This window comes from Psychromonas sp. CD1, assembly GCF_002239585.1.
GTDB lineage: Bacteria > Pseudomonadota > Gammaproteobacteria > Enterobacterales > Psychromonadaceae > Psychromonas.
The window spans coordinates 77076-103618 of record NZ_NDFH01000003.1 but is presented as its reverse complement, the minus strand read 5'-3'; the positions used below and the strand labels follow the sequence as shown (position 1 = coordinate 103618).

The window sequence follows — 26543 nt, the reverse complement described above, 5'->3', positions numbered from 1 at the left end:
TTTATTCCCTAACCTTTGCCCATTTGTAATGTACGACTTAGCATTTGTTTCGCTGCATCGGCGATTTGTACATTTGTTTGATACGAACGAGAAGCACTTATCATATTTGCCATTTCTTCCATCACATTCACATTAGAATGATAAACAAAACCATCTTTATCTGAACTTGGATTATTAGGTGCATATTCCTTTGTTAAAGGAGCATTGCTCTCCACTATGCCTAAAACTCTTACTCCAACACTGCCACTTAAAGCGCCTTGTGCTCTATTTAATTCAGCAGCAAAAACAGGTTGACGAGCACGATACGATTTTCCACTACTACTACTTACACTATTAGCATTCGCCAAATTACTTGCGGTAGTATTTAAGCGTACCGATTGCGCGCTCATGCCTGTCGCTGAAATATCTAAAATACGAAATAAACTCATAATAACTCTCCAAAAACGTATTTACTGCCCTTTAATCGCGGTACGTAGACTTGATATTTTACTATTTAAAAAATCTAGACTTGCTTGATACTCAATACTGTTTTTCATAAATAAATTACGTTCAACTTCTGCATCAACATTATTCCCATCACCGGTATCTGGCTGATTTGCTACACGATAATATTCATTAGATTGAGCCATTGAAAATGTATGACCTACGCGATGGGTCGTATCAGTACGGCTTAAGGAAAGACCGGATCCTGTTCTAGCGCTTAACAGTGCTTCTTTAAAATTAAGATCTCTAGCTTTATAACCTGGCGTATCTGCATTTGCTAAATTACTTGCTAAAATTTCAGCACGACGAGAACGTACACCTAACGTGTATTGATGAATTCCCAGTGCTTTATCAAAGTTAATCGCCATAATTTTCTCCTATACAGGATTCTATGCAACCACTATGCCAAAAAGACAAAAGATAAAAGATAAAGGGGAATGTTTTTATATATATAAGTAAAATAAAAGAAGTTATTGAAGAAAAACAAGAAGGAAAGAGTTTAAACAAAAAAAAGAGGCAAATGTTGCCCCTTTTTTTTACAAAAGAGGCAACAACGACATTACTTATCTTTTAATTGATAAATAATACCAGGATTACAACGAACCATATTATATTTGTCCGTTAAGCCGGTGATAGATTCCGACGCACCTAAAATCAAATAACCACCAGGATTTAAAGCTCCTGCAAACTGATTTAATATTTTAGATTTAACATCTGCAGAAAAATAAATAAGAACATTACGACAAAAAACAACATCAAACTTACCTAACAGAGCATAACTATCTAACAAATTATAACTTCTGAAACTCGTCATTTTTTTGACTTCACCTTTAATTGCTAATTTATTAGAGCCATCAGAGAGCGAATCAAAAAATTGTATCTTGCGTGTTTCTGATAAACCACGCGATAAAGCCAGCGTATCATAAACGCCCATTTTACATTGTTCGAGCATTGTATTCGAGATATCCGTACCTATAATCTGTACATTCATACCTAATACTGCATTTTGTTTTTGATACTCAGAAGCAACCATAGCAATAGAATAAGCTTCTTGTCCTGAAGAACTGGCGGCCGACCATAATTTAATGTTTTTTTTGTACTTTAATATTTCAGGGAATATTTTTTTTGCAAGTAACTCAAAAGGATAAACATCTCGAAACCATAAAGTTTCATTGGTTGTCATCGCGTCAATAACAGCCGTTCTTAGAGCACGATTCTTATAACTCATCGCTTCATGAATTAAGTTTGAAAGTGTGTTAATAGAAAAAACATCCATCAAAGGGATTAATCGACTTTTTACCAAATATTGCTTATTACTGCCTAATACAATGCCACACTGCACTTCTAAAAAACTTGAAAACTTTTTGTAAATATCATCGGAAATCATTCTCACAGATGCTCCTCCCTTTAATGCTAATTATATTAACTATCCAAATTAATCACTTTTTGTACCGCTATTGCCAATTCATCCGGATCAAACTTCGCTATAAAATCATCAGCGCCCACTTTTTTGACCATTGATTCATTAAATATTCCACTCAAAGATGTATGTAAAATAATATGCAAGCCCGCTAATGCAGGATCTGATTTAACGGCAGATGTAAGAGTGTAACCATCCATTTCTGGCATTTCAACATCAGAAATCATCAATGCATAACGATCTAAAATAGATCCGGTTTTTGATCTTTCTTTGAGCAAATCTAATGCTTCTTTACCATCTTTTACCATTTCACATTCTAAGCCCAATGCTGAAATTGCTCTATCTATTTGTCTTCGAGCAACGGATGAGTCGTCCACAACCAATATTTTTTTGTTCTTCACTTTATCTTTCACTGTTTTATCAATCACACTATCGCTCACATGAGTATTAAACGGTGAAATTTCATCTAATATTTTTTCAACATCCAATATTTCAACCAAATCACCATCAATTTCGGTTACAGCAGTCATATAGTTGGAACGCCCAATGCCATTCGGGGGGGGTAATATATTTTCCCAATTAATATTAATAATACGCTCGACGGCTCCGACAAGAAACCCTTGGGTTGAACGGTTGTATTCTGTAATGATAATAAAACGTTTTTGTACATTATCAATAGCACACCCACCCGTAGCAATATTCATATCAATAACAGAAATAGTTTTCCCTCGAATATGCGCAACACCACATATGCTGGGATGTAATTTTGGTAAGCTAGTTAAAGGTGGACATTGAAGTACTTCTTTGACTTTAAATACATTAATCCCGTAACGCTGTTTACCGTCTAATTTAAAAAGTAATAATTCTAAGCGATTTTGTCCAACTAGTTGAGTTCGTGGATTCACTGAATCTAACACGCCGGCCATATAATATTCCTTTTCAATTATAATTTATCAAAAAATCATTCTATAATGATGCTTAATAACTAATGGGACTTTGTTAAGCCCTCATTCATCCGCAAACAGGATCTTTATGTTCATTCGTTTTTTTATTCTTATTCTTAGCTTAGGCTGTTCTGCTTCTTTTGCTGAAACTAATTATAGTAAAAGTATTGAGGACTTTACTGCAACACTTATTTTAAATAAGTATACGGCAACATATCCAGAAAACAATAAACAACAAATATCAATTCACGTGGTTCCTCTTAATAAACGACTAAAATATAAAAAATGTTTATCACCTTTTTTAGGGGAAATTGTTTCAGGAAAATTAAAAAATAATGTTTCGGTTAAAGTAACTTGCCCTGACACCGAAGAATGGTCAACGTATGTACGCGTTCGTTCACAACGACTTTTCGCAAGTGTTATCAGTGCACATGCCCTACGCAAAGGTGAAACCTTAAATAATAATAATACAAAAATAGCTTATTTAAATAAATCTCAATTGCGTGGGGGTAGTTTTTCAAAAAAAACAGAACTTCTCGGTAGCCGCTTAAAGCGCAATATCAGCACCCAAAAAATAATTAAAAATAGAGATGTATGCTTTGTGTGTAAACACGACCAGGTGATCATTAGCGCAATAAAAACAGGATTAGTAATTAAAACTTCAGGAATAGCCTTAAATGATGCTAACATTGGAGAATCTGTTAGAGTGAAAAACTCACACTCTCAACGTATTATTGTCGGAATAGTTTCAGCACAAAAAGAGGTGCGAGTTGCATTTTAAAATGAAATTTACTTTTATATAAAGCCTGTTATTTAAATAATTATATTAGCACAAAAAGAGGTGCGAGTTGCATTTTAAAATGAAATTTACTTTTATATAAAACCTGTTATTTAAATAATTATATTAGTAATCGATTATAATTGTTTTTTTAGTTTTATCTAAAGAAATCTGTCCCGTTGCCGATATAATATAAACAAGGCACTTTTGGAATATAATTATGAGCATCAACATTAACCGCCAAGCAGCACCCAAGAAGATTGTTGTTGAGCAACATAAAGCTCCGGCACAACAATCATCTTTAAAAAAATCAAGTCAAATTAACAATGAACAGCATAAAGACTCTGTTCAGTTAACCGCACAGGCCAAGAATATAAATAAAATGCAACAACAAAGCTCCATTGAACCTCAAATGAATAAACAACGTCTTGAATCGTTAAAAAAAGCGATTACAAACGGTGAATATAAAATAAATACACAACGACTCGCACAACGAATCAGCCAATTTGAAGGTGATTTTAGTCGCATACTTAAATAAATTATAAGCAGAGATATTTAAATTATGCCTATCGGAAAGCTAAATCAGCAGTTAATTTTAATAAATGAATTACACTGTACATTAAAACAAGAAACAACATGCCTCAAAGAAAAAAGCTTTTCTAATCTTAATGAAATTTTAAAACAAAAAAAACAAAAATTAACTTTAATTTCAGAATTAGACAGTGCTTTATCAAATTCAACTTCTTTGCAACAAATAGAAACTTCCGAAGAAGCCAAAAAAATAAAAAAAGAAATTTTAATTATCCTTGAAAAATGCCAATACATTAATAACATTAACGGTAAACTTGTTGAGGTAGGTATGCGTAGTAATAAACATTTAACCCAACTTATCAAACAAGCAACGGGAAAAAACAGTATTACTTACGATCAAAAAGGGATGTTACACGGCGGCCTTCTTTTAGGAAAAAACATTCAAGCTTAATCAATAATAGATTGGTTTTTCATACTGAGGGGTTTTTCCACTGGACATATTTGAATAGGGTGATCCTTGCATATCTAGCACCAACTCCGTAATATATAGCTTACCTTTATGATAACTCTTTAGCACACGCGCCCCTCTAACTAATCCTTTAACTTGACTTTTTACCCGATAGCTCTGTATATGAACTCCTGACAGTTGGGTCTCCGAACTTAATAACACCCCATAAACTTGCTCTGCCATTTCTTTATAAGCGTCTAATTTAGAGGCTTTAATTGCATTTAATATTTTTTCTTCTAATGTTTTTCCATTTTGAGTCGCAACTGGCGCATAACCTAGCGCAGTAAAAGTATGTGTGTTTGTTTGCTCTTTTAACTCTTCTTGCGTTGGTAAAGACAGAGTATGTGATATCGGGGTACATGCTGATATTAATAAGGTACTACTACAAAGCAGTACTAACAACGACGGATAGTATCGACTAATGATCATGATTAAATCCTTGCTTAAAAACGATAATGACAATAAACATTAACCTACTGTTTGCGAGGGTAGTCTTGTGTTATAAAATAATTATTGAATGGATATTAATAAGCATACGCTCTAATAGCCAGTTATATATCTCTTTTAAGCTTCTATAATTCGAGATTAAAAGCGTTTAATTTATAAAGTATATCAATAAGGAAACCAAATGAAATTAATATTAAGTATGGGGGTTGTTCTTCTCTTAACAGGTTGTGCAGCTGCGAATATTAGCTCTCAAGTTCGAGCATCTGGATCTGAGGGGTCTAACTTAATGACTCGTTGCGTAAGTTACACAACAGGAGATGATGAAGATACTAATAACCTTTTAGAGAAGTATGATGGTTGGAAAATGATTTATGTATCTGAGTACACCACTTCAAATAAAACAAATACAGCAGCAATAATGTGTTTTGAAAAACCTATGCTGTAATTTGTAAAACAAAAATTACAAATGACTATGGTCTCAAGCCCTAACTCTTGAGCCTGTCACTAATTTTGTGTACACACCCAATTTAGATGCCATTTAAAACCCATTCAAAAAACTCAATAATTAATAAACGATGCACGATGCACGATTGCCATAAACGCAGTAGGATATATAACACACAATACTACGTCATTGTTACGATTGCGTCTTTCGTCAGTCGCGCCACCACCTAGCCGATAATTAGAATTCAAGATATAATGCAAAATCGGCATTATATCCCATTTTTAAAGTATGACTAAAATGATTCATCCGTTTTTTTCTTGCGTAACATAGGTGCAAAACCAACTTCTTTTGCCTCAAAAAATATTTTCTCCGGCTTCGCTTTTTGTTTTTTAACTTTTTTAAGCACTTTATTTTTCTGAGCTTTTTTTACAAACTTATGTTTAGACACCAAAGGCTTCTTCGGCGCGATACCTTTAAATGTTGACTTTATCCCCGCAACGGTTGAAAAGAAAACATTTTGCTGCACAAAAGATTCTACTTTTTTAAAATTAAGCCAATCTTTGGGGCCAATAATTGAAATGGCATCTCCCGTATCTCCCGCGCGTCCTGTCCGTCCTATACGATGTATATACTCTTCTGCATGTTTAGGGATATCAAAATTAATAACATGACTAACATTTAATAAATCAAGACCTCTTGATGCAATATCGGTAGTCACCAATATTTTAACTCTTCCTTTAGAAAACGTATCCATAATTTTATTACGCTCACTTTGCGTTAAATTACCATGCAAAGCGATAGAGTTATTTTCTTGCTCATTTAATAATGCACTTAAACGTTCGGTATCTTTACGTGTTGCCGTAAAAATAATTAGCTGCTTAATCGTTTCTGTTTTAACAAAATGAAATAATAATTTTTCTTTTTGTTTTAAATTATCCGCGAGATAAAACCTTTGGGTGATTTCACTGTGTTGCTGATTTTCTTCACCAATTGCAATACGCACAGGTGATTTTAGCAACTGTGCCGCAAAATCATTAACTTCAGCATGGCCTAATGTGGCAGAAAAAAGTAATGTTTGACGTAAGCGATGCTTAGCTTCTTCATTAATTGCTTTTAACTGCTCTGCAAAACCTAAATCTAACATTCGATCGGCTTCATCTAGAATAAGTAATTCTAATCCATGTAAATGCAATAACCCTTTTTTAAGATGATCCACAATACGTCCAGGGGTTCCCACTACAAAATGCGGATCCCTGTCTAGTTGCTTAACCTGATCATTAAAATTTTCGCCACCCAAAACCAATGTTGACTTTAGCTTAGTATTAGCAACTAATAAGCGTAATTGAGAATAAACTTGTTTCGCGAGTTCACGAGTCGGCGTTAAAATCAATACACGCGGATCGCGCTTAGTTAACGCACGTGTTTTTAATACACGTTGCATTGCGGGCAATAAAAAAGCCAGTGTTTTACCCGATCCTGTTTTTGATGATGCTAATAAGTCTTTTCCTGCAACAGCAAGAGGTATCGCTTCCGCTTGAATTTGAGTTGCTTGTGTAAATCCTAAGTGAGAAAGAGAAATAATTAAACGATTATCAACGGGTAAATCTGCAATGAGCAAAGGACTCTCCAAATGAGCAATATATAAAGTATGGGGTAGTATAACGATTAAGCGATAAAAGAAGAAATGAAGATTGTAAATAATTAAAAGTAAACAGTAAAAATAGTGCTCTTTATCTTCGTATGCATGAAAATTATACACATAAAACAAAAGAGCACAAAAAAGGATTAAACAATAAACTCTTTTTACAACATAAAGTTAAATTGCACTAAGACCCATTTCAAAAATTAACTTTTCAGCCGTACATTCAAATGTAAAAGTTATCTCAACATGAAAAATGTCACCTTTAAGCACCTCTTTTTGAGAGATAACCACACTTGCAAAGCGTTTTTTAGCAGCATCAACATACTTTAACGCCATTTTTTTAACTCCTGCGGGGTCACTACCCTCAAGCGGTAAAACAAAAATAGTATCATCTTCAGTAATAACACTACCTAGTTCAACAAAACTCCCACAGGCTTCACAAACATCATTCGTTTCTGTACTTTTATTTTCGCTCATTATGGCTCCTAATATCTATTATATGCATTGATTGTAACGTGACCAAAACAAAAGGCGACCATTAAATTAATTTTGCAGTTTATCACCTAGGGTCAAAACTTCAATTTTACACATGTGTCTTAACGTATTAGATTAAGCGATGCATCAAATATTAACACCTTTGACCTAGGCAATAAAAACACATTTAATACGCAAAATGGTTATCTTTTATCATCTTTAAAAAACCTAAATAGATGACACCCCTGCATGACTAAATGCCTGTGCCACTATTTCTCTTGCTTCTTGTTGAATTTCATGCAAATGCGCTTCATCTAAAAAAGATTCAGCATAAAGTTTATAAACATTTTCAGTACCAGAAGGACGCGCAGCAAACCAACCATTTTTTGTGGTTACTTTTAACCCACCAATAGCAGCACCATTTCCTGAAGCATGCGTGATTTTAGAAAGAATCACTTCTCCGGCTAATGTTTTCGCCTCAACTTGCTCTGCGCTTAAATGTTTTAATACTTCTTTTTGTTCGACACTCGCAGGCGTATCAATACGTTGATAACGAGGCGATGCAAATTTCTGAGTAAATTGCTTATAATATTGAGCGGGATCACTACCGGTTACAGCCACTATTTCGGCAGCAAGTAAAGCTAAAATAATACCGTCTTTATCCGTACTCCAAACGCGACCATTTTTACGTAAAAATGAGGCGCCCGCACTTTCTTCACCCGCAAAACCAAATTTACCGCTATGTAGTCCGTCAACAAACCATTTGAACCCTACTGGCATTTCGGCAAGCTCAATACCTAGGTCGCCTACCACGCGATCAATCATTGAACTTGATACGAGCGTTTTACCAACCATGACATCTTTAGGCCATTCTTTGCGATGCGTAAAAAGATAATGGATGGCGACGACAAGATAATGATTAGGATCTAATAATCCAGCACTTTTAGTCACTATTCCATGACGATCATAATCGGGATCATTAGTAATGGCGATATCAAAATTGTCTTTTAATTTTATTAAGCCGGCCATCGCATAAGGGGATGAACAGTCCATACGGATACGTCCATCTTTATCGAGTGTCATAAACGAAAAGGTAGGATCAACATGATCATTAATTACACTAATATCTAAATTATATGTTTTAGCAATAACCGACCAATAATCTAGCCCAGCTCCACCTAAAGCGTCCACACCTATTTTTACACCCGCTTTAGAAATTGCGTCTAAATCAAGTACATTTTTAAGATCATCGACATAAGGTTGAATATAATCATAATGTTCAACCAAATCAGAACTCATTGCTTCCGCAAAATCATTTTGTAAAATATCATCATAATTGCCGTCTAAAATTGCATTTGCACGATCTTGAATAATTTGAGTAACGTCACTATCCGCTGGCCCACCGTGAGGAGGATTATATTTAAACCCCCCATCTTCAGGTGGATTATGCGATGGGGTGATAACGATTCCATCCGCTAAGCTTTCAGGGTGCGTTTCGTTATACTGTAAAATAGCATGAGAAATAACAGGTGTAGGCGTATAACCTCCCCCCTGTTGCACAACGACTTTAATACCATTTGCAACTAAGACTTGCACTGCAGATGCAAAAGCAGGCTCAGATAAAGCATGTGTATCTTTACCGATAAACATCGGCCCAGTATAACCTTGATCCTGCCGATATTCAGCTAAAGCCTGTGTAATGGCTAAAATATGTAACTCAGTAAACGAGTTATTAAATGCACAACCTCGATGCCCTGAGGTGCCAAAATTCACTTGCTCAGAATCTAAACTAACATCGGGTAAATTGAGATAATATGCAGCCACTAACTTTGGTATATCCACTAAATCTTTTACCGTCGCATGAAGCCCTGCTCGTGCATGTATTGCCATAATATTTTAACCCTAAATATACAATGTAATATATTCAAAAAACAACATTTGTTAAATAACAGACTGAATCTGTTCAACTAATTTTTTGTTGTAACCCATAGACACCATCATTTTCGTTAATATTATACGCTTTCGTCCTGTGTTCGCATTTGTGACTACCCAAAAAGGCGTATAAGGTATTTGGCGAGGTTTACTCGCAATAAACTGCGCTAATTCTTCTGTATTTTCGGAAGCTAGCAATCGATCTAAATGTAGACCCAAATAATCGCGCGAGCGCCCTTTTGCTTCTTTTGACGCCTGCATAAAAGAGTCTTTATCTTCGTAATACATCGCCGTCAACATCATTTTAAACTTATTAGTTATCACCGTTTCTTTTTTAAAAACATCATTCTCAAATAACATTTGAATACCAAAAGATAAAGCGTTGGGAAGAGACGTCGAAGATGGTGAAGAGGAAACTAATTGGCGAGGATCTTTTATATCTGATGGGTCTACAGGTGTATTTTTAATTTTTAAATCACGCAGAGAATTTTCTTCTATAACAACTACATTTTCATCTTGCACCGTTATTTCAGGTAAAGAGAGTAAACGACGCAATATTTCGGATGGCGTTTCACCAAATGCCTGTATATTCGCCAATATATATTTATATAGGTCGTCTTCTATTTCAATTTTTTTCATACTATCACCATCTTACAGAGTACTTGTTCGACTTTCAAAACAATTAAAAAACATACAAACATTACAAACATGTTAAACTTTACGAGCCTAACTTCAATACTTGTCTTTTTATTTTCACTTAAAATTAGATCATATGCTACTAAATTACCAAATAAAAACAGCACTTAAACACGATACAGACGATAAAAGCGACACAATTTTTATCTTACATGGTTTATTTGGCAGCTTAAGTAACTTAACGTTGCTCGCTAAACATCTCAATACCACACACAATATTGTTCTTATTGATTTACGTAATCATGGGCAAAGCCCACAAAGTGAAACAATGAGCTACCCATTAATGGCTGATGATATCTTTGCATTAGCAGATCACTTACAAATAATGACATTTTCAATAGTCGGTCACTCTATGGGGGGTAAAGTTGCAATGGCTTGCGCCTTTAAAAATCCAGAGCGTATTGATAGTATTGTTATTGCAGATATTGCACCCATTGCCTATGACGACAAACACCAATCTATTTTTAACGCTTTAAACACGTTTGACTTTCAAAAATATAATACTCGACAAGAAGCAGACAAGGCACTTTCTCAATTTATTGACAACGCCGATATAAGACGATTTTTACTCAAATCTCTGCATAAAAATGAGCAAGGTTTCACCTTGCGATTTAATTTGAAAACGCTACATCAACAATATGATAATATCCGAGATTGGCCTTTCCATGACAAAGTTTTTAATAAAAAAACACTCTTTATTAAAGGTGCCGATTCAGATTATATTAAAGCAAGTTACCGAACCTCTATTTTAAAACAATTCCCACAAGCACAAGTTAAAATTATTCAACAATGTGATCATTGGTTACATATACAAAAAGCAAAAACATTTAATCGCTTAGTGGGACAATTTTTCGATAAAACCCACGGCAATTAAAAAACATATATGTTATATTCCTCTCTTTGAATGAAGCATACATTATGTTGCAACAGTATACAGAACAAATTGAGACTATTGGTTTATATGCGTTTTACCTACTGTTGTTTCTATTAATGGGGCTTTCTATTCAAGATGTGTTAAAACGTAGTAACGTACCTCAATTTGGACGTAATATTGTTTGGGCAGTATTGCTTTTTGGTTGTGTTGGCTTTATTTTCAAAGTAGTCATCACTATCCTTTGGAACAACGCATAAATAATAATTAAATAGTGATTAAATTAACGTAACCTACGATAACTTAATCGCTATCGCACAATTACTTTTAGGTAGAAAAATGGCAAAAGAATCATCAGATCGTATTACTCACGATCTCTTTGCTGATGAGGTACGTCCAGGTAGACCTAAAAGCAACCCTCATTCACGTAAAGTTCAGCTTAAAATGAACAAACAACAGCAAATTTTACGCGATAGAGAAAAAGGTTTAAAACGTATTGAGTTAAAAGTTGATAGCACACTATTTGATGTTCTTAATCAACTATCAAGAGAGCAAGAAATCAGCCGTGGTGAATTGATTAATCAATTGCTACACGCACAATTAAATTAATATAAAAGGTAGACACAAATGGCTAGTGTGGGCATTTTTTTTGGTAGTGACACCGGTAATACCGAAGCTGTTGCAAAAATGATCCAAAAAGAGTTAGGTAAAAATTTGGTTGAAGTTAAAGATATCGCTAAAAGTAGCAAAGAAGAAATTTCAGAATTTAGTTTATTACTTTTTGGCATTCCAACTTGGTACTACGGTGAAGCCCAATGTGATTGGGATGACTTTTTCCCAGATCTTGCTGAAATCGATTTTACAAATAAATTAGTCGCTATTTTTGGCTGTGGAGATCAAGAAGATTACGCAGAATACTTTCTTGATGCAATGGGACAAATCGGTGAAATAGTAGAAAGTAAAGGTGCTATAATTATTGGTCATTGGCCATCAGAAAGTTACAATTTTGATGCATCAAAGGCTTCGATTGACGATAAGCACTTTATCGGCCTTGGCATTGATGAAGATCGCCAACCAGAGCTTACCGCATCTCGTGTAACAGCATGGTCAAAACAGGTTTTTGATGAGATGTGTTTAGCAGAGCTTGCAGATTGATTAAATAAAGAAGGGAACATTATGTCTTTAGAAAATAAAGCATTAAAAGAAGCTGGATTAAAAGTAACTTCTCCTCGCTTGAAAATTTTAAAGTTATTAAAAAAACCTGAAAATCAACATCTCAGCGCAGAAGAATTATATCAAAAACTACTTGAGCAAGGCGATGAAGTCGGTGTCGCAACTGTTTACCGTGTATTAAATCAATTTGATGATGCTGGTATTGTGACTCGTCATCATTTTGAAGGTGTTAAATCTGTTTTTGAGCTAGCAAATCAAGAACATCATGATCATCTTGTATGTCTAAAGTGTGGTCATGTTATAGAGTTCAACGATCCGATTATAGAGCAGCAACAACAACTCATTGCTGATAAATATGGCATTAAACTAACCCATCATAGCCTCTACCTTTATGGCGAGCCTTTAAATGGTAAGTGTGACCATAAATAATCAATCAAAAGCCCAAATAATATATTACTTGGGCTTTTCTACTCTCTCTGCGATTCTTATTCTTACCTAAAGCAATCAAAAAATGTTAACCTAATATCGATTTTTATGCACAAACCTATCTACATTTAGTCTTTAAATAAGAAGCATCTATAATTAAAAAAGCGAGTATTACCTTTATTTAGTGCGAAAAATAGGCAGGGAAAGGTGCCAATACAGAGCACCTAGACGCAATGATAATGCACCTGACATAGCCACTATCATAACAATAAAGGGTTCAAAACCAATATAAGTACAGCTCACAAAGAGTAACCCACCAAATAAAGATGCAGTCGCATAAATTTCTTTTTGTAATACAAAAGGTACCTGCCCAGTTAATATATCTCGAATCATACCCCCGACAACCCCCGTTACACACCCCATTGCAATGACAATAAGCGGAGAAAAACCTAACAACATTGCTTTTTGCGCCCCTACTATTGTAAACGTTGATAAACCTAAAGCGTCCCACATTAATAATAAATAAGACGGTACTTTATGCAGGCGACGTAACAAAAAAACAGATACGACTACACTAAGAAAAATAGTGTAAATATAATTGTTATCATGGATCCAAAATACGGGAGTTGCTCCCATCATAATATCACGCATCGAGCCCCCACCCACAGCTGTAACGGCGGCTATCACTAATATCCCAAAAGGGTCCATACGCAACCGAGTTGCAATTATCACCCCTGATACAGCACAACTCATAGTACCGAGCAGATCAAACATATAAATATAATTCTGCAACATTTCAAAACCTATCTTTAGATAAAAAAACCAATATAACGTCACTGACTTTCGCCATGAATAACAGTAATACCCTGTAAATTTAATCTTTTAATAAGAGGCTTCGTTTAATGGATAATAAAAGCCTTTTTCTGGTCATAATGAAAATAAAAGCAGTTGTATATCAACCAGTTATAACTTAAAACTGAGCATGTCTAATAACCTATTCTGCAAAAGTATGGCACTGATGAATTTAGATAGAAAAAGAAGATCCGCAACCACATGTTGCCGTTGCATTGGGGTTATCAACAAAGAAACGTGAGCCGTCTAAACCACTTGTATAATCAACCGTACCACCGACAAGATATTGTAGACTCATGGAATCAACCACTAATGTCACACCTTTTTTTTCAATTAATGTATCGCCTTCGTTGATTTTATCATCAAACGTAAAGCCATATTGAAAGCCTGAGCATCCCCCTCCTGTTACATATACGCGTAACTTCATAGAAGGATCTTCATCAATCATTAATCCTTTGACTTGATTCGCTGCACTATCACTAAAATAAATGGGCAATGCCATTTCTACATCAGAACTCATGGAAACCTCTAAACATGTTTAATTGAGCACATTATCTAATACCTGACTAATTAGTTCAACTACTATTGAACTTCGACACTGCACTATTGAACTTCGACACTGCACTCACAATGAATTAAATTTACTAATACACAGACTTTTTTTACTCATTCACACACATTAAACATTAGAGCTTGTTATTTAACCGCACCTTTACGAAATCTATTGCACTCACTGCGCATAAAACAGTGGACAACGTCTATACGCCCACAAAAAACAAACTTAATAATAATTTAAATAATAACAAAACGCCTCAAAACATGCTGATACTTTAACTAATTTTGATTAAAATTTACCCTACAAAAACATCCTATAAAAGGATCTTTTTGATAGTTTCTGCATACTAACTGATAGCCATGCTATTTAGTGTGCACTCCATTGAATATTCAACAAACATATTTTATCAATTAAAAGCAAAAAAGATAAACATAGCATTGCACCTGATTTTAAATGATTTTTACACACGCATAGAGATTGAAAAAGACTAAGAATTTATTTAAATTTTATGGATTGCATAATTGGAATGAAAAAATCAAAAAACGCTCAATGTATATTGAGCGCTTTCTTTGTACCTATTATTTGTTTTTTGATTTAAAGCGAAACATTGCTTTACGCGTTTTAACGGCTCGTTTTTGACGCATAGATAAACGCATCGTCCGCTCTAATAATTGCGTATAAATAGGTCGTCCGCCTAAAGTATGAGCGACCATTGTCGCACCTAAACACGTCACAATTAATGGTAATATCATTTGATAGTTACTGGTCATTTCTATCACCAACAATATACCTGTAATCGGCGCCCGTACGGTGGCCGCAAATAAACCACCCATACCTGCTATAGCAAAGGTTCCAGGCATACTTACAAGCTCTGGAAATAATGCATGCGCCCCTAAACCAAACAACATACCAAATAAGGTACCTAACGCTAATGTTGGAGCAAAAACACCACCTGGTGCACCGGATCCGAAACTGAGTAATGTACCCAGAATTCGGAATAAAAATATAATGAGTAAAGCACCCGCTAAAAACTCACCACCTTCAACTTTAGGAATAAGCTCCAATCCACTAAAAGCGATGTTCGGCGACAACACCGATAATGCACCGAATGCACCACCGAGAAACATACCAATGAGAACAAAACGCCACCGCTGATTCTGATGAATAAAAAGGTACATATCTTGCGTTGCCAAAATCATTTTATTAAATAAAACACCTAGAGCACCAAAACAAAAACCCAGTACTAGATATAACCATAATGACATTAAATCTGGATGAGTATATTGAGTAACCGTCACTACCGCTTGCTGGTCGGTCATCGAGCGCATCACTATCGTTGCCATTACGGCACTAATAAAAACACTTTTAGTCGATGTTAAACTATAATTAAATTGTGAACGCATCTCTTCAATAACAAACATAATACCCGCAAGTGGTGCGTTAAAAGCAGCCGCCAAACCCGCAGCAGCCCCAGCAGCTAATAAAGCTTGAGCGTCCAATTTATCCATTTTAAACGTATCTGATATCATACGCCCAATATTTGCACCTAACTGTACCGATGGCCCTTCTCTACCCAAAGCCATGCCACTGCCTAAGGCAAATAAACCTCCCACAAACTTAACGGGAAGCACTCGTTTCCAACGTACGGGACGCATACCCTCCATTGCACCTTCTATTTCAGGTATACCGCTCCCTCCGGCCTCGGGTGCAAACCGATGTGTAATATAAAAGGCAAAACCAACCATCACGGATGAAATTGGAATAGCCACAAGCCAAAGAGGTAAATCAGATGAACTATACTGCTCAATTAATTCGAATCGCAAAATACCAATCCAATTAATACACCTATCGAAAAAAGCAGAAATAGCCCCTGCTAAAACACCAATAAAAACAGAGAGCCAAAGTAGTAATGCACTTTTTTTATTGGTAAAAAAATGATTGATAAAAAATTTAAAATGGTCGACAAGAATTTGAATAATATTTCGTTTCATAGGAGATAGACAGCTTATTTAAAAAAGTAAAAGGTGAAGCAACAAAAAAATGGTAATTATATAAAACAAATAAGTAAAAATAATATGATGTAGGGCATTAAATGTGGTGTTTTCCGATTTTTATGTTCTTAATATATCTGTTATATTGACGTTTTTAATGTCAGATAACAAGGATCTTCCATGAGTAACTCCCAAACACTCTTTATACGCGCCCAAGATATTATTCCTGGAGGCGTTAATTCACCTGTCCGAGCATTTAATGGTGTCGGAGGAGACCCTATTTTTATTAAGCGAGCAGATGGCGCTTATGTCTTTGATGCCGACCAAAAACAATATATTGATTATGTTGGATCTTGGGGTCCTATGATCCTAGGACATAATCACCCCGCCATTAAGCAAGCCGTATTAGATGCGGTTGAAAATGGTTTAAGCTTTGGTGCTCCGACTGAACTTGAAATTATTATGGCGGAAAAAGTCAGAAGCTTAGTACCATCAATGCAACAGCTGCGCATGGTAAGCTCTGGTACTGAAGCTACCATGAGTGCTATTCGTTTAGCTCGTGGCTATACTACACGAGATAAAATTCTAAAATTCGAAGGGTGTTATCATGGACATGCTGATTCTCTGTTAGTTAAAGCCGGATCTGGCGCCTTAACATTAGGACAACCGAGTTCCCCAGGCATACCGGCAGATTTTGCCAAACATACATTAGTTGCCAATTACAATGATTTAGCATCTGTCGAGGCTCTTTTTAATGAATATCCAAATGATATTGCGTGCATTATTGTTGAGCCTGTAGCTGGAAATATGAACTGTATTTTACCACACCCCGATTTTTTACAAGGTTTACGCCTTATTTGCGATAAATATGGTGCACTATTAATTCTCGATGAAGTGATGACAGGTTTTAGAGTCTCTTTAGGTGGAGCACAAGCCTATTATGATGTGATCCCTGACATAACTACTCTAGGTAAAGTTATTGGTGGAGGAATGCCTGTAGGCGCTTTTGGGGGCAAAAAAGAGATCATGCAACATATTGCTCCTACTGGGCCAGTCTACCAAGCAGGAACGCTTTCTGGCAACCCAATTGCCATGGCCGCAGGTTTAGCCGCATTAACGGCGCTAGACACACCCAATTACAAACAATTGGCACAAAAAACCAAAAAACTAGCTCTCGGATTACAACGCGTCGCAAAAGAAGAAAATATAGCTTTGTGCGTCAATTATGTGGGTGGGATGTTTGGCTTCTTTTTCACAGAGCAAGAAACTGTCAGTAACTTTGAGCAAGTGTGTCGATGCGATGTTGAGCGCTTCAAGAAATTCTTCCACTTAATGCTCGAAGCAGGGATATACTTAGCACCCTCAGCATTTGAAGCTGGATTTTTATCCTTAGCGCATACCGAACAAGATATCGAAAATACATTACATGCCGCGAAAAAAGCCTTCGCACAATTATAATTAACAGCTTTATTAAAAAAAGGTGGTTTCAATAACAACTGCCTTTTTCACCTTACTTTAGGGATATATCTCATTAAAACATCGCAAAATAAAATATTTATTAAGTATACTGCATCTCTTATCTCCGTAAAACAAGGTCATTAAGCATGAGTGACAATCAAAGTTTAAGCTTACAAGGAATTGAACAACTTTCTTTAGCTAAATTTACCGAGGAAGCTTACCTAAACTATTCGATGTATGTGATCATGGACAGAGCATTACCCCATATTGGTGATGGCTTGAAACCCGTGCAGCGCCGTATTATTTTCGCCATGTCTGAATTAGGCTTATCCGCACTGTCAAAACACAAGAAATCGGCACGTACTGTTGGCGATGTTTTAGGTAAATATCACCCTCATGGCGATAGCGCTTGTTATGAAGCAATGGTATTAATGGCGCAACCTTTCTCATACAGATATCCTTTGATTGATGGACAAGGTAACTGGGGGGCTCCTGACGAGCCTAAATCATTCGCAGCCATGCGTTACACTGAATCTCGTTTGTCTAAATTCTCAGAGTTACTTCTGTCTGAAATAGCACAAGGTACAACAGATTGGAAACCTAACTTTGATGGCACATTACAAGAGCCAAAATTATTACCAGCCCGTTTACCACATATTTTATTAAATGGTATCACAGGTATTGCCGTTGGTATGGCAACGGATGTACCACCGCATAATTTACGTGAAGTTGCCGAAGCATGTTTACATTTACTCGACAACCCTAATGCGACACTTGACGACATTTTAAAATTTATACAAGGACCTGATTACCCTACAGAGGCAGAAATAATCACCCCTCTGCATGAGATAAAAAAAATCTACACATCAGGAAGAGGTAGCTTTAAAAGTCGCGCTGTTTATCACATTGAAGATGGCGACATCGTGATCAGTGCGTTACCACATCGAGTTTCTGGCGGTAAGATATTAAAAGATATCGCCAAACAAATGATGGATAAAAAATTACCAATGGTTACAGACTTACGTGATGAATCCGATCGTAATAACCCAACACGATTAGTGATTATTCCACGCTCTAACCGCGTCGACACCGAAGCATTAATGCATCATTTATTCGCATCTACTGATTTAGAAACCAATCACAAAGTTAATTTAAATATGATCGGTTTAGATCAACGGCCTCAAGTTAAAGGCTTGCTTAAAATTTTAAACGAATGGCTCCGCTATCGAAAAAACACGGTTAGACGCCGCTTACAATTTAGATTAGATAAAATTGATACACGCTTGCACCTTTTAGAAGGCTTATTGATTGCCTATTTAAATATTGATGAAGTGATTGAAATAATTCGTAACTTTGACGATGCAAAAGCGGAGCTAATCATACGGTTCAATCTTTCTGAACGTCAAGCTCATGCGATTTTAGAAATAAAATTACGTCAGCTAGCAAAACTTGAAGAGATTCAAATACGCGCAGAAATGCAAAATCTTAATACAGAAAAAGATAAACTTCTTCTTTTGTTAAATTCAGAACGTCGCTTTAATACCTTAATTAAAAAAGAAATCAAAGCAGATGCACTTACTTATGGTGATGCAAGGAGGTCGCCTTTAGTCGAACGTTTAGAGGCTAAAGCTCTAACAGAAAGAGAACTCATGCCTAATGAGCCCATCAGTGTTATTTTATCGCGTCAAGGTTGGATCCGCTCGGCAAAAGGTCATGATGTAGACGCTCACGCACTAAATTATAAAACGGGTGATGAGTATCTAATCAGTGCTCAAGGGCGCAGTAATCAATGTGCTATATTTATTGATGCAAGCGGACGAGCTTATTCACTTGACGCACATTCTTTGCTGTCGGCACGCTCTCAAGGCGAGCCCTTAACTGGTCGCTTTAATCAAAATGAACAGTGTGCATTTGTCAGCGTTTTACTCGGTGATGACAACGATCAATATATTATTAGTAGCGACCATGGCTATGGTTTTATCGCACAATTTAGTGATATAAATAGTCGCAACAAAAATGGTAAAGCGCTTATTAATCTAAGTAAAAATGCATATTTACTTCCGGTGCAAAAACTCAGTGATAATGAAGATGATTTATGCTTAACCATTAGCAATGAGGGTCGCATGCTGATATTCCCGGTGAATAGTTTACCCAACTTAAGCCGAGGTAAAGGTAATAAAATGATCAACATTATGAGTGCAAAAGCGACTAAACGTGAAGAGTTTGTTACTATGTTACGCATCATCCCAAAACATGGATCAATAACATTACACGCAGGAAAACGGAAACTAACCCTAAAAGAAAGTGATTTAATCGCTTACCGAGGTGAACGAGGCCGTCGAGGTAACAAATTGCCACGAGGTTTACAACGTGTAGACAATATTGAAGTTATCAAAACCCCAGAAAAAGAAGAGAGTTAAAATGTTATTTATCATTCGTTTTATTATGCTTACTTTGGCTATGATTGTGCTGAGTATCTATTCTATTTTTTACTGTGCATTAAGCCCTAGAAACCCTAAAAATACCTATCATTTTGCACGTTTATTTAGCAAAATGTCTTGGATGGTAGGCTTAAAAGTCACTTATAGAGTCCCTGAAAAAGCAAAGGAATATGGCCCTGCCGTTTATATTGCGAACCATCAAAATAGTTATGACATGCTCATTACAACGGGAGCGGTACAACCTAAGTCGGTCACAATTGGCAAAAAAAGTCTGGTTTGGATCCCTTTGTTTGGTCTTATTTATTGGTTAACCGGCAATATATTGATTGATAGAGATAATCAAAAAAAATCAAAAAAAACCATTAAAGACGTCATTCAAAAAATGCATGACGAACAAATTTCAGTTTGGATATTTCCCGAAGGTACTCGCAGTAATGGCAAAGGTCTATTACCCTTTAAAATGGGTGCGTTTCACACTGCATTACAAGCCAAAGTAAATATTATTGCGACTGTAATATCCAGTACCCATCAACAAGTTAAGCTTAATCGTTGGGATAATGGGGAAGTGATTGTTGAAATGTTAGATCCAATTGACATCACACAATATAACAAACGAGAAATTCGTCGTTTAATGAATGATTCGCATGCTCTTATGTTAAAAAAATATGAGCAATTAAATAAAGAAGTAAAACGCCCAGACAATAATAACTGTTGCGGTTAAGGATTGAAGATGACGACAGAAAATTTAAGCTCAATAGAGCAATTACAAAAACTAGCAGAAGAAACTGAAGACATTGTAGAGGCTATACTCGACGATGGTAGTAATCCAGAGTCTATTTATATGATTGAGCATCATCTTTCGTGTGCTGATTTTGACAACTTAGAGAAGGCTGCCGTAGCCTGCTTTAAAAAGGGCTATGAAGTCACAGATGCGGACGAATTAGAACTTGAAGATGGGAGTATTATTCTCGCTTTTGATGTGATAATTGAAATGCACCTTGATGAACAAGATATCTTTGAAGATGTTGAAAAATTATTCAATCTAGCTCAATCTTTTAACATTAATTATGATGGTTGGGGCACTTACCCAGAAGAATAATTAACAATTTTAAACTAACGACATAACCCTTCTAGCTATGTCGTTATTTTATTTTTAATGTATATTTTCAGTTTCGTTCTTACTTATATTTTGTATTTTTTCTAGTAAAGAATTTTTGATAACTTGCGCTTCAACTTCTAAACCGTATAAATCTTCATCCCAATTAAGACCTGCAAATACTTGTTGATTTTGCATCCCATCTAGCCACGAATCTAAAAAGACACTCAGTTCAATCGAAGTTATCTTATAATCTTCCCATTCTGAATTTAGTAACTTTTTAGCAAGTTTTTCATTTGACCAAAATAGATACACAGCTTGTGCATCACTGTTATCATGTGCGTGACAATTTGCCCAACCTTTATCTTCATTAAACAGGCCATATAGCACCAATGAGTCACAAACATCATCAACGAAAGCTTCTGCATTTTTTAAATATTGTTCTTTCATATTATTTATTAACCTTTACTAATTCAACTTTTTTCTCTATATCGTCCATTTTAGCTTCTAACTCCGCAAATTTTTCACGGGTGCGTAATAACACTTGAGTTTGGACATCAAATTCTTCACGGCTTACCATGTCTAATTTACCCAATTGTGATTGTAAAATTTGTTTTATTTTACGATCTACGTCATTACCAAACGTTTTAACGCCTGCTGGCATCGCATCTACAATTTGTTTGGCAACATCTTCTAACTTTTGCGGGTTAAACATAAATCACTCCTTAAGTTTAAAGTTATTGTAATTTTTTCCGCACAAAAAGTAACTACTTTTCGCTACAAATAAAACAAAACACGCAGTTGAACAATTAATTTATCGACTTAATATGCCATCTAGACTATTTTTATTTGAAAATATTCAAACAACTTTATGGATCTATGTTTTGTTGATAAATATCAGCAAACAAAGTGAAATTTTCAATAAACAATTCACATAGTTTGGGATCAAAATGACTACCTGAAGATTTTTTTATTTCTATTTTTGTATCCGATAATGTCCAAGCTTTTTTATAGCAACGAACACTACAAAGTGCATCAAAAACATCTGCGATAGCAGTTATACGCCCTTCTAAGCTTATTTCTTTATATTTTTTACCATTAGGATAACCACTACCATCCCATTTTTCATGATGGTCTCTTGCGAGATGTGAAGCCATCGTTATCAGTGTATCATCACCAATATTCAAGATATCCCAACCTTTGATCACATGTAATTTCATTTCTTCCCACTCGTCTTTATCGAGAGGCCCTTTTTTATGTAATATATTATCCGGAACACCTACTTTACCGACATCATGTAATTGCGCCGCTAATCGAATGTTTTCACAATAACTATCTTTTTCGCCATTTAATTTAGCTAAAAGATTTGAATATAAACCAACACGTACTACATGTTTCCCTGTCTCTTTTGAGTGCGACTCCATCGTACCACCCAATATAGTAAAGACTAACTCTTGGGTCTCTTTTAACTTATTCAGTAATAATAGATTTTCATAACAGAGCAATACATTACGCAAGAAAAGATCAATCATATTTACGGCAGTAATTTCTAAAGGATGATTCACTTCAAAAGAAAAAATACTTTCTGTATTTTTATGCGATTTATGAAAATATACGTAATAATCATCATCATTAAAACTCTTCTTTACTGCCAACGCTTTATCAAACAAAAATTGCTCTTTTTCTTTTAAAGCATCCATGTTTTCATGCCTAAATAGCTCAATCCCATGCGCATTGGCAGAAAAAACATTCAGCTTACCTTCAACCTTTGAAATGGCAAAAATATCTTTAGTTTCAATAATATCTTTCATGGAACTGACTTTTAATACTAATTTTATTTGTGAAAAAACAGCCGGCACAAAGTCATACAAATCATCAAATCCAGATACATATGCAATAGAATTAATCACTTGCTCTAACATTTTCCTATGTTTTTGTAATAAGCAAATATCACGATAAGCACGTAAAGAGGTATAGAAAAAGGACTCTAAATCTGCGACACGTAATTCAGTTTTACTTTTATAACCATCAATATCAAAATCACGGATCACTTTTTGTTCTGGGGCAAGCCCAGGTTGACCTGTACGTAAAATAATCCTCGTAAAACGATTATTTAGATCTTGACGGATAAAACGAGCAAGCTCTAAGCCAGCATGATCATTTTCCATCACGACATCTAAGAGAACAAGCGCATAATATTCATCATTTAATAGCAACTGACGAGCTTGTTGCGCTGAATACGCATGGAAAAAACGCATTTTTTTATCTTCAAACATAAAGCGTTTCATCGTCAATATCGTACTTAAATGAATATCTTTCTCATCATCGACAATTAATATATTATAATATTCATAGTCATCCGACACTTTTTCTTCCGAGTCTTCATCTGCTAACCAATCCATATTCCTCCCACTTACGACCTTAATTAAGTTTTATTTTTAATGGAAGCCGAACTAAAAATGAACTGCCTTCTCCCAATGTTGATTGACACTTAATACTACCTTTGAGTTGATGGACCACTAAATTATATACAATGCTCAAGCCTAAGCCACTACCACCTTCACCTCTTTTTGTTGTATAAAAAGGTTCAAATATTTTGGCTCTAACTTTTTCTTCCATGCCAAGGCCATTATCCGAAACCGTTAGTAAAATAACATTTTTTTCATAAACCAAATTAAATGTTATTTCCCCCTCTTTTTTACCTTGAACAAACGCGTGAATAAAAGCATTCATCACTAAGTTATTAGAAATTTGTGAAATTGCCCCAGGAATGGTTTCAATTAACGGCTCATTTTCTGGATCTTCAATTTTAATCTCAATCGAGACAGCACTATTTTTAAGTGTGTGGCGCAAACTTAAAAACACTTCTTGTAGATATTCACTCATTTTAAATGTGCGTACGTCATCACAACTTTGATCCACTGCAATCAATTTAAAGCTACTAATCAGTTTAGCTGCTCGCTCTAGATTTGCTAATAATAACTGGCAACTTTCATTATTTTCAAGACAATAATTATCTAATTCAGAACGCTTAAGTTTATTACCTTTTACCTTTTCTAATAATTTTTGAGCTTCACATTGTAAATGAGAGGCAATAGTAACCCCTATACCTAATGGTGTGTTTACTTCATGGGCGACACCACTCACTAAACTACCTAACGACGCCATTTTTTCAGATTCTACAAGTTGATCTTTCGTTGCTTCCATTTCATGCATCAAACATTTTAAATTTTCTCTATTTTCAAATAAATTAAAAGTACGATCCGCGACTTCTTTTCGTAATGATGCCACAAATAATGCACTCATTTTTTTGCTTAAATATAAGTTATAGAGTATGAATAAAAACAAAAATAAAAATAAAAACAAACTTAAATAATTACTGCTTTTATGCAACACTAATAAAAGATTTAGACGCTCCACACTACGTTGTTCAGATAATTGTAATAGATTATTGACCTGCCCAAACAATTCTGCTTTTTTCTTAAGGTATATTTCATCATAAAGTAACGTTTGGGAAAATGACGTCCCGCTTGTTTTTTTCTCCAATACCGATTCAAAAGTACTTAATTCCAAATCAACAAGTATTTTAAAACTCTGCTGTATCTGTATCAATAGCCCGTTTTCTTGCTCTGTTTTTACCTCTTCTTTTAAAATATAATTAAACTCACATGAATTTTGTCCCATTTCTGACATAGACGTTTTTTTATTCCACTTGAGTCGAGCCGTATAATTATTTTGTTTACTTTGTTGAGATCCATTATGCTTAATATTATTTTTACATAAATGAAATAGCGTTTTTTTATAAAGAGACAAATATCGAGGCTTAGCGTTCACTCCATAAGCACGCGCTAACATCGTCATTTGATCACTATAAAGAAGTAAATGTTCTGAAAAAAGATAGACAACATGACGATTCTGTTCCGTGAAACGCAGTTTACTTAAACTTGAAATGGAAGCATAAAAAGAAAAAACAAGTAAGATAACACAGCAAATGGCTCCCCAATGCAAAGGTGAGAGATCAATTTTTTTAAAATTAAAAAGATTTTTCATAGCAACTCCAACATTAACTATTTCTTTAAATATAATGAAGAAACAAACTTTTGTAAAAAAAATCGTATGAATATGCGAGGATAAATATTTTAAAAAATTAGATATAAATTTATTTTTAGGCTGAATTAAAAAATATTGAATTTTATCCAGTATTTTGCCCTCCCGATTGTTGCATTATTTGACAGATTCTATTTTGTACCGGCCAACGTTTCTCACACCATAAAGGGGCCAATAACTCGCTTATTTTAGCGGTTGCAGAAATTCGATGGAAAACTATTTCCGCGGGGGTTTGTTGAATAATTTTGACCGCTATTTGACTATATTCTTCTAAAGATAACGTTTTTAAACGTCCTCTTTCCCATATTTTTGCCATGGTTGCACCGCGTACGATATGTAATGGATGTAATTTTAGACCATCCACACCTATCCCTATAATGCGCTGCAAGCTCTCTAAGTTTTCCGCGCAACCTTCTTTAGGTAATCCCAATATCAGGTGCGTACACACTTTTATCCCTCTTAACCGTGCTTTTTTACAAACTTTTGCATAAGAGGCAAAATCATGACCTCTATTGATACGTTTTAATGTCTCATCATGGGCACTTTGAAGGCCTAATTCTAACCAAACCTCATATCCACGCATACGATAGCTACTTAATAGATTTAAAACAGCATCCGAAACACAATCTGGTCGCGTACCGACACACAGCCCCACAATACGACTATCTGCAATAGCTTGCTCATATAGACTCGCTAACTGTTCTATTTCAGCATAGGTACTGGTATAGGCTTGAAAATAAGCAAGAAACTTTTTTGCTTTATGTTGCACTTCAGCACTACGTAATTGTAATTGTTTTTTTATGCTATGCTGAGCTTGTGTTTCATCGGAGAATGCTGCCACATTACAAAATGTACAACCTCCTTTACCTATCGTTCCATCTCGATTCGGACAACTAAAATTGCCATGTAAAGTTAACTTATGGATTTTTTCACCATAACGTTTTTTAAGATCAAGACCAATTGTATTAACAAAATCCGTTAATTGCATAAACACACTTCAGAGTATAAAAAAACAACTATACCGCCTAAAATGACAAAATAGATCTACTCTTGATCAATAAGAGCGTAATTAATCTCTATGACACCCACTTAATTTAATATATCTTTATATTCCATAGATAATTAATCGTATTTATCAGTATAATCTTTGTTTTTACCTCTTTAAAGAGCCAGTAATGACAGAGCAATACGAACTACGTTTTGGCGGAATTAAACGCCTCTACGGTACAAAAGCACTCACTATATAGTCTCTATTCTAAGGCATCAATTTTT

The 26543-nt window shown here is 35.2% G+C and carries 30 protein-coding genes; 13 read left to right on the top strand and 17 right to left on the bottom strand.

Annotated features, from left to right (window positions below):
- Nucleotides 1-8: 8 nt before the first annotated feature.
- The 4 genes from flgC to B8W84_RS01870 all read right to left on the bottom strand — a co-directional run bounded on the left by flgC (nucleotide 9) and on the right by B8W84_RS01870 (nucleotide 2829).
- On the bottom strand, nucleotides 9-428 hold the full coding sequence (gene flgC / locus B8W84_RS01885; RefSeq protein ID WP_094751647.1) for a flagellar basal body rod protein FlgC: 420 nt from the start codon (nucleotides 426-428) through the stop codon (nucleotides 9-11).
- 21 nt (nucleotides 429-449) lie between these two features.
- A complete protein-coding gene (gene flgB / locus B8W84_RS01880; RefSeq protein WP_094751646.1) occupies nucleotides 450-851 on the bottom strand; it encodes a flagellar basal body rod protein FlgB in 402 nt (133 codons plus the stop codon).
- A 191-nt stretch (nucleotides 852-1042) separates the two neighbouring features.
- On the bottom strand, nucleotides 1043-1870 hold the full coding sequence (locus B8W84_RS01875) for a CheR family methyltransferase (protein WP_219349775.1): 828 nt from the start codon (nucleotides 1868-1870) through the stop codon (nucleotides 1043-1045).
- 35 nt (nucleotides 1871-1905) lie between these two features.
- On the bottom strand, nucleotides 1906-2829 hold the full coding sequence (locus B8W84_RS01870; RefSeq protein ID WP_094751644.1) for a chemotaxis protein: 924 nt from the start codon (nucleotides 2827-2829) through the stop codon (nucleotides 1906-1908).
- A 106-nt stretch (nucleotides 2830-2935) separates the two neighbouring features.
- On the opposite strand from B8W84_RS01870, the gene flgA reads away from it, so the two are divergent.
- From flgA to flgN, 3 genes are all read left to right on the top strand, one after another.
- Nucleotides 2936-3628 (top strand): flagellar basal body P-ring formation chaperone FlgA, encoded by a 693-nt coding sequence (flgA, locus tag B8W84_RS01865; RefSeq protein ID WP_094751643.1) that lies wholly within the window; start codon nucleotides 2936-2938, stop codon nucleotides 3626-3628.
- Nucleotides 3629-3845: 217 nt separating this feature from the next.
- On the top strand, nucleotides 3846-4163 hold the full coding sequence (gene flgM / locus B8W84_RS01860) for a flagellar biosynthesis anti-sigma factor FlgM (protein ID WP_094751642.1): 318 nt from the start codon (nucleotides 3846-3848) through the stop codon (nucleotides 4161-4163).
- A 24-nt stretch (nucleotides 4164-4187) separates the two neighbouring features.
- Complete coding sequence (gene flgN / locus B8W84_RS01855; RefSeq protein WP_094751641.1) at nucleotides 4188-4607, top strand: flagellar export chaperone FlgN; 420 nt, start codon at nucleotides 4188-4190, stop codon at nucleotides 4605-4607.
- Here the strand turns inward: flgN and B8W84_RS01850 are convergent, their stop codons facing one another.
- Nucleotides 4608-5093, bottom strand: coding sequence for an LPP20 family lipoprotein (locus tag B8W84_RS01850; protein ID WP_094751640.1), 486 nt, complete (start codon nucleotides 5091-5093; stop codon nucleotides 4608-4610).
- Nucleotides 5094-5292: 199 nt separating this feature from the next.
- Here B8W84_RS01850 and B8W84_RS01845 point away from each other — a divergent pair, with 199 nt between their 5' ends.
- Nucleotides 5293-5556, top strand: coding sequence for a hypothetical protein (locus B8W84_RS01845; protein WP_094751639.1), 264 nt, complete (start codon nucleotides 5293-5295; stop codon nucleotides 5554-5556).
- A 292-nt stretch (nucleotides 5557-5848) separates the two neighbouring features.
- Here B8W84_RS01845 and B8W84_RS01840 read toward each other — a convergent pair whose 3' ends face one another.
- The 4 genes from B8W84_RS01840 to B8W84_RS01825 form a co-directional block, all read right to left on the bottom strand.
- A complete protein-coding gene (locus B8W84_RS01840; protein WP_094751638.1) occupies nucleotides 5849-7174 on the bottom strand; it encodes a DEAD/DEAH box helicase in 1326 nt (441 codons plus the stop codon).
- 198 nt (nucleotides 7175-7372) lie between these two features.
- Complete coding sequence (locus B8W84_RS01835) at nucleotides 7373-7675, bottom strand: DUF406 family protein (RefSeq protein WP_094751637.1); 303 nt, start codon at nucleotides 7673-7675, stop codon at nucleotides 7373-7375.
- Between the two features lie 225 nt (nucleotides 7676-7900).
- Nucleotides 7901-9562 carry a phosphoglucomutase (alpha-D-glucose-1,6-bisphosphate-dependent) gene (pgm, locus tag B8W84_RS01830; protein WP_094751636.1) on the bottom strand — a complete coding sequence of 554 codons (1662 nt, stop codon included), beginning with the start codon at nucleotides 9560-9562 and terminating at the stop codon, nucleotides 7901-7903.
- A gap of 51 nt (nucleotides 9563-9613) precedes the next feature.
- Complete coding sequence (locus tag B8W84_RS01825) at nucleotides 9614-10243, bottom strand: replication initiation regulator SeqA (RefSeq protein WP_094751635.1); 630 nt, start codon at nucleotides 10241-10243, stop codon at nucleotides 9614-9616.
- A gap of 133 nt (nucleotides 10244-10376) precedes the next feature.
- On the opposite strand from B8W84_RS01825, the gene B8W84_RS01820 reads away from it, so the two are divergent.
- The 5 genes from B8W84_RS01820 (at nucleotide 10377) to fur (ending at nucleotide 12773) form a co-directional block, all read left to right on the top strand.
- Nucleotides 10377-11174: an alpha/beta fold hydrolase gene (locus B8W84_RS01820; RefSeq protein ID WP_094752715.1), complete on the top strand. Its 798-nt coding sequence runs from the start codon at nucleotides 10377-10379 to the stop codon at nucleotides 11172-11174.
- A 44-nt stretch (nucleotides 11175-11218) separates the two neighbouring features.
- Entirely contained in the window at nucleotides 11219-11431 is a 213-nt protein-coding gene (locus B8W84_RS01815; protein ID WP_094751634.1) for a DUF2788 domain-containing protein, read from the top strand.
- A gap of 79 nt (nucleotides 11432-11510) precedes the next feature.
- The gene (gene ybfE, locus B8W84_RS01810; RefSeq protein ID WP_094751633.1) at nucleotides 11511-11780 is read left to right on the top strand and encodes a LexA regulated protein; all 270 of its coding nucleotides are present in this window, start codon (nucleotides 11511-11513) and stop codon (nucleotides 11778-11780) included.
- Between the two features lie 18 nt (nucleotides 11781-11798).
- Nucleotides 11799-12326: a flavodoxin FldA gene (gene fldA, locus B8W84_RS01805; protein ID WP_094751632.1), complete on the top strand. Its 528-nt coding sequence runs from the start codon at nucleotides 11799-11801 to the stop codon at nucleotides 12324-12326.
- Nucleotides 12327-12347: 21 nt separating this feature from the next.
- Nucleotides 12348-12773, top strand: a complete 426-nt coding sequence (gene fur / locus B8W84_RS01800) for a ferric iron uptake transcriptional regulator (RefSeq protein WP_094751631.1) — start codon at nucleotides 12348-12350, stop codon at nucleotides 12771-12773.
- A gap of 174 nt (nucleotides 12774-12947) precedes the next feature.
- Here the strand turns inward: fur and B8W84_RS01795 are convergent, their stop codons facing one another.
- From B8W84_RS01795 to clcA, 3 genes are all read right to left on the bottom strand, one after another.
- Nucleotides 12948-13565 (bottom strand): trimeric intracellular cation channel family protein, encoded by a 618-nt coding sequence (locus B8W84_RS01795; protein WP_094751630.1) that lies wholly within the window; start codon nucleotides 13563-13565, stop codon nucleotides 12948-12950.
- Nucleotides 13566-13794: 229 nt separating this feature from the next.
- Nucleotides 13795-14142, bottom strand: coding sequence for an iron-sulfur cluster insertion protein ErpA (gene erpA / locus B8W84_RS01790; protein ID WP_094751629.1), 348 nt, complete (start codon nucleotides 14140-14142; stop codon nucleotides 13795-13797).
- Between the two features lie 614 nt (nucleotides 14143-14756).
- Complete coding sequence (gene clcA / locus B8W84_RS01785) at nucleotides 14757-16169, bottom strand: H(+)/Cl(-) exchange transporter ClcA (protein ID WP_094751628.1); 1413 nt, start codon at nucleotides 16167-16169, stop codon at nucleotides 14757-14759.
- Between the two features lie 180 nt (nucleotides 16170-16349).
- Between clcA and hemL the strand changes: the two genes are divergently transcribed.
- The 4 genes from hemL (at nucleotide 16350) to rraB (ending at nucleotide 21167) form a co-directional block, all read left to right on the top strand.
- Nucleotides 16350-17627, top strand: coding sequence for a glutamate-1-semialdehyde 2,1-aminomutase (gene hemL, locus B8W84_RS01780; RefSeq protein WP_094751627.1), 1278 nt, complete (start codon nucleotides 16350-16352; stop codon nucleotides 17625-17627).
- 146 nt (nucleotides 17628-17773) lie between these two features.
- Nucleotides 17774-20047 carry a DNA topoisomerase IV subunit A gene (parC, locus tag B8W84_RS01775; protein ID WP_094751626.1) on the top strand — a complete coding sequence of 758 codons (2274 nt, stop codon included), beginning with the start codon at nucleotides 17774-17776 and terminating at the stop codon, nucleotides 20045-20047.
- A 1-nt stretch (nucleotide 20048) separates the two neighbouring features.
- Entirely contained in the window at nucleotides 20049-20789 is a 741-nt protein-coding gene (locus B8W84_RS01770) for a 1-acylglycerol-3-phosphate O-acyltransferase (RefSeq protein ID WP_094751625.1), read from the top strand.
- A 9-nt stretch (nucleotides 20790-20798) separates the two neighbouring features.
- Complete coding sequence (gene rraB / locus B8W84_RS01765; protein ID WP_094751624.1) at nucleotides 20799-21167, top strand: ribonuclease E inhibitor RraB; 369 nt, start codon at nucleotides 20799-20801, stop codon at nucleotides 21165-21167.
- A 54-nt stretch (nucleotides 21168-21221) separates the two neighbouring features.
- Here the strand turns inward: rraB and B8W84_RS01760 are convergent, their stop codons facing one another.
- From B8W84_RS01760 to B8W84_RS01740, 5 genes are all read right to left on the bottom strand, one after another.
- Nucleotides 21222-21614, bottom strand: a complete 393-nt coding sequence (locus B8W84_RS01760; RefSeq protein WP_094751623.1) for a DUF2750 domain-containing protein — start codon at nucleotides 21612-21614, stop codon at nucleotides 21222-21224.
- Between the two features lies 1 nt (nucleotide 21615).
- Nucleotides 21616-21879 carry a ubiquinone biosynthesis accessory factor UbiK gene (gene ubiK, locus B8W84_RS01755; protein WP_094751622.1) on the bottom strand — a complete coding sequence of 88 codons (264 nt, stop codon included), beginning with the start codon at nucleotides 21877-21879 and terminating at the stop codon, nucleotides 21616-21618.
- A gap of 154 nt (nucleotides 21880-22033) precedes the next feature.
- Entirely contained in the window at nucleotides 22034-23566 is a 1533-nt protein-coding gene (locus B8W84_RS01750) for an HD domain-containing phosphohydrolase (protein WP_094751621.1), read from the bottom strand.
- Nucleotides 23567-23585: 19 nt separating this feature from the next.
- Nucleotides 23586-25214 carry a sensor histidine kinase gene (locus tag B8W84_RS01745; RefSeq protein WP_094751620.1) on the bottom strand — a complete coding sequence of 543 codons (1629 nt, stop codon included), beginning with the start codon at nucleotides 25212-25214 and terminating at the stop codon, nucleotides 23586-23588.
- A 142-nt stretch (nucleotides 25215-25356) separates the two neighbouring features.
- Entirely contained in the window at nucleotides 25357-26259 is a 903-nt protein-coding gene (locus B8W84_RS01740) for a TIGR01212 family radical SAM protein (protein WP_094751619.1), read from the bottom strand.
- Nucleotides 26260-26543 lie beyond the last annotated feature (284 nt).

Coding starts and splice junctions, on each gene's coding strand:
- B8W84_RS01835 (WP_094751637.1), bottom strand. CDS start 7,675: ATGAGCGAAAATAAAAGTACAGAAACGAATGATGTTTGTGAAGCCTGT.
- B8W84_RS01850 (WP_094751640.1), bottom strand. CDS start 5,093: ATGATCATTAGTCGATACTATCCGTCGTTGTTAGTACTGCTTTGTAGT.
- B8W84_RS01875 (WP_219349775.1), bottom strand. CDS start 1,870: ATGATTTCCGATGATATTTACAAAAAGTTTTCAAGTTTTTTAGAAGTG.
- flgC (WP_094751647.1), bottom strand. CDS start 428: ATGAGTTTATTTCGTATTTTAGATATTTCAGCGACAGGCATGAGCGCG.
- ybfE (WP_094751633.1), top strand. CDS start 11,511: ATGGCAAAAGAATCATCAGATCGTATTACTCACGATCTCTTTGCTGAT.
- B8W84_RS01760 (WP_094751623.1), bottom strand. CDS start 21,614: ATGAAAGAACAATATTTAAAAAATGCAGAAGCTTTCGTTGATGATGTT.
- ubiK (WP_094751622.1), bottom strand. CDS start 21,879: ATGTTTAACCCGCAAAAGTTAGAAGATGTTGCCAAACAAATTGTAGAT.
- fldA (WP_094751632.1), top strand. CDS start 11,799: ATGGCTAGTGTGGGCATTTTTTTTGGTAGTGACACCGGTAATACCGAA.
- B8W84_RS01750 (WP_094751621.1), bottom strand. CDS start 23,566: ATGGATTGGTTAGCAGATGAAGACTCGGAAGAAAAAGTGTCGGATGAC.
- B8W84_RS01795 (WP_094751630.1), bottom strand. CDS start 13,565: ATGTTGCAGAATTATATTTATATGTTTGATCTGCTCGGTACTATGAGT.
- clcA (WP_094751628.1), bottom strand. CDS start 16,169: ATGAAACGAAATATTATTCAAATTCTTGTCGACCATTTTAAATTTTTT.
- hemL (WP_094751627.1), top strand. CDS start 16,350: ATGAGTAACTCCCAAACACTCTTTATACGCGCCCAAGATATTATTCCT.
- flgA (WP_094751643.1), top strand. CDS start 2,936: ATGTTCATTCGTTTTTTTATTCTTATTCTTAGCTTAGGCTGTTCTGCT.
- B8W84_RS01845 (WP_094751639.1), top strand. CDS start 5,293: ATGAAATTAATATTAAGTATGGGGGTTGTTCTTCTCTTAACAGGTTGT.
- flgB (WP_094751646.1), bottom strand. CDS start 851: ATGGCGATTAACTTTGATAAAGCACTGGGAATTCATCAATACACGTTA.
- fur (WP_094751631.1), top strand. CDS start 12,348: ATGTCTTTAGAAAATAAAGCATTAAAAGAAGCTGGATTAAAAGTAACT.
- B8W84_RS01870 (WP_094751644.1), bottom strand. CDS start 2,829: ATGGCCGGCGTGTTAGATTCAGTGAATCCACGAACTCAACTAGTTGGA.
- pgm (WP_094751636.1), bottom strand. CDS start 9,562: ATGGCAATACATGCACGAGCAGGGCTTCATGCGACGGTAAAAGATTTA.
- B8W84_RS01770 (WP_094751625.1), top strand. CDS start 20,049: ATGTTATTTATCATTCGTTTTATTATGCTTACTTTGGCTATGATTGTG.
- B8W84_RS01820 (WP_094752715.1), top strand. CDS start 10,377: ATGCTACTAAATTACCAAATAAAAACAGCACTTAAACACGATACAGAC.
- B8W84_RS01815 (WP_094751634.1), top strand. CDS start 11,219: ATGTTGCAACAGTATACAGAACAAATTGAGACTATTGGTTTATATGCG.
- B8W84_RS01825 (WP_094751635.1), bottom strand. CDS start 10,243: ATGAAAAAAATTGAAATAGAAGACGACCTATATAAATATATATTGGCG.
- parC (WP_094751626.1), top strand. CDS start 17,774: ATGAGTGACAATCAAAGTTTAAGCTTACAAGGAATTGAACAACTTTCT.
- rraB (WP_094751624.1), top strand. CDS start 20,799: ATGACGACAGAAAATTTAAGCTCAATAGAGCAATTACAAAAACTAGCA.
- erpA (WP_094751629.1), bottom strand. CDS start 14,142: ATGAGTTCTGATGTAGAAATGGCATTGCCCATTTATTTTAGTGATAGT.
- B8W84_RS01740 (WP_094751619.1), bottom strand. CDS start 26,259: ATGCAATTAACGGATTTTGTTAATACAATTGGTCTTGATCTTAAAAAA.
- B8W84_RS01745 (WP_094751620.1), bottom strand. CDS start 25,214: ATGAAAAATCTTTTTAATTTTAAAAAAATTGATCTCTCACCTTTGCAT.
- flgN (WP_094751641.1), top strand. CDS start 4,188: ATGCCTATCGGAAAGCTAAATCAGCAGTTAATTTTAATAAATGAATTA.
- flgM (WP_094751642.1), top strand. CDS start 3,846: ATGAGCATCAACATTAACCGCCAAGCAGCACCCAAGAAGATTGTTGTT.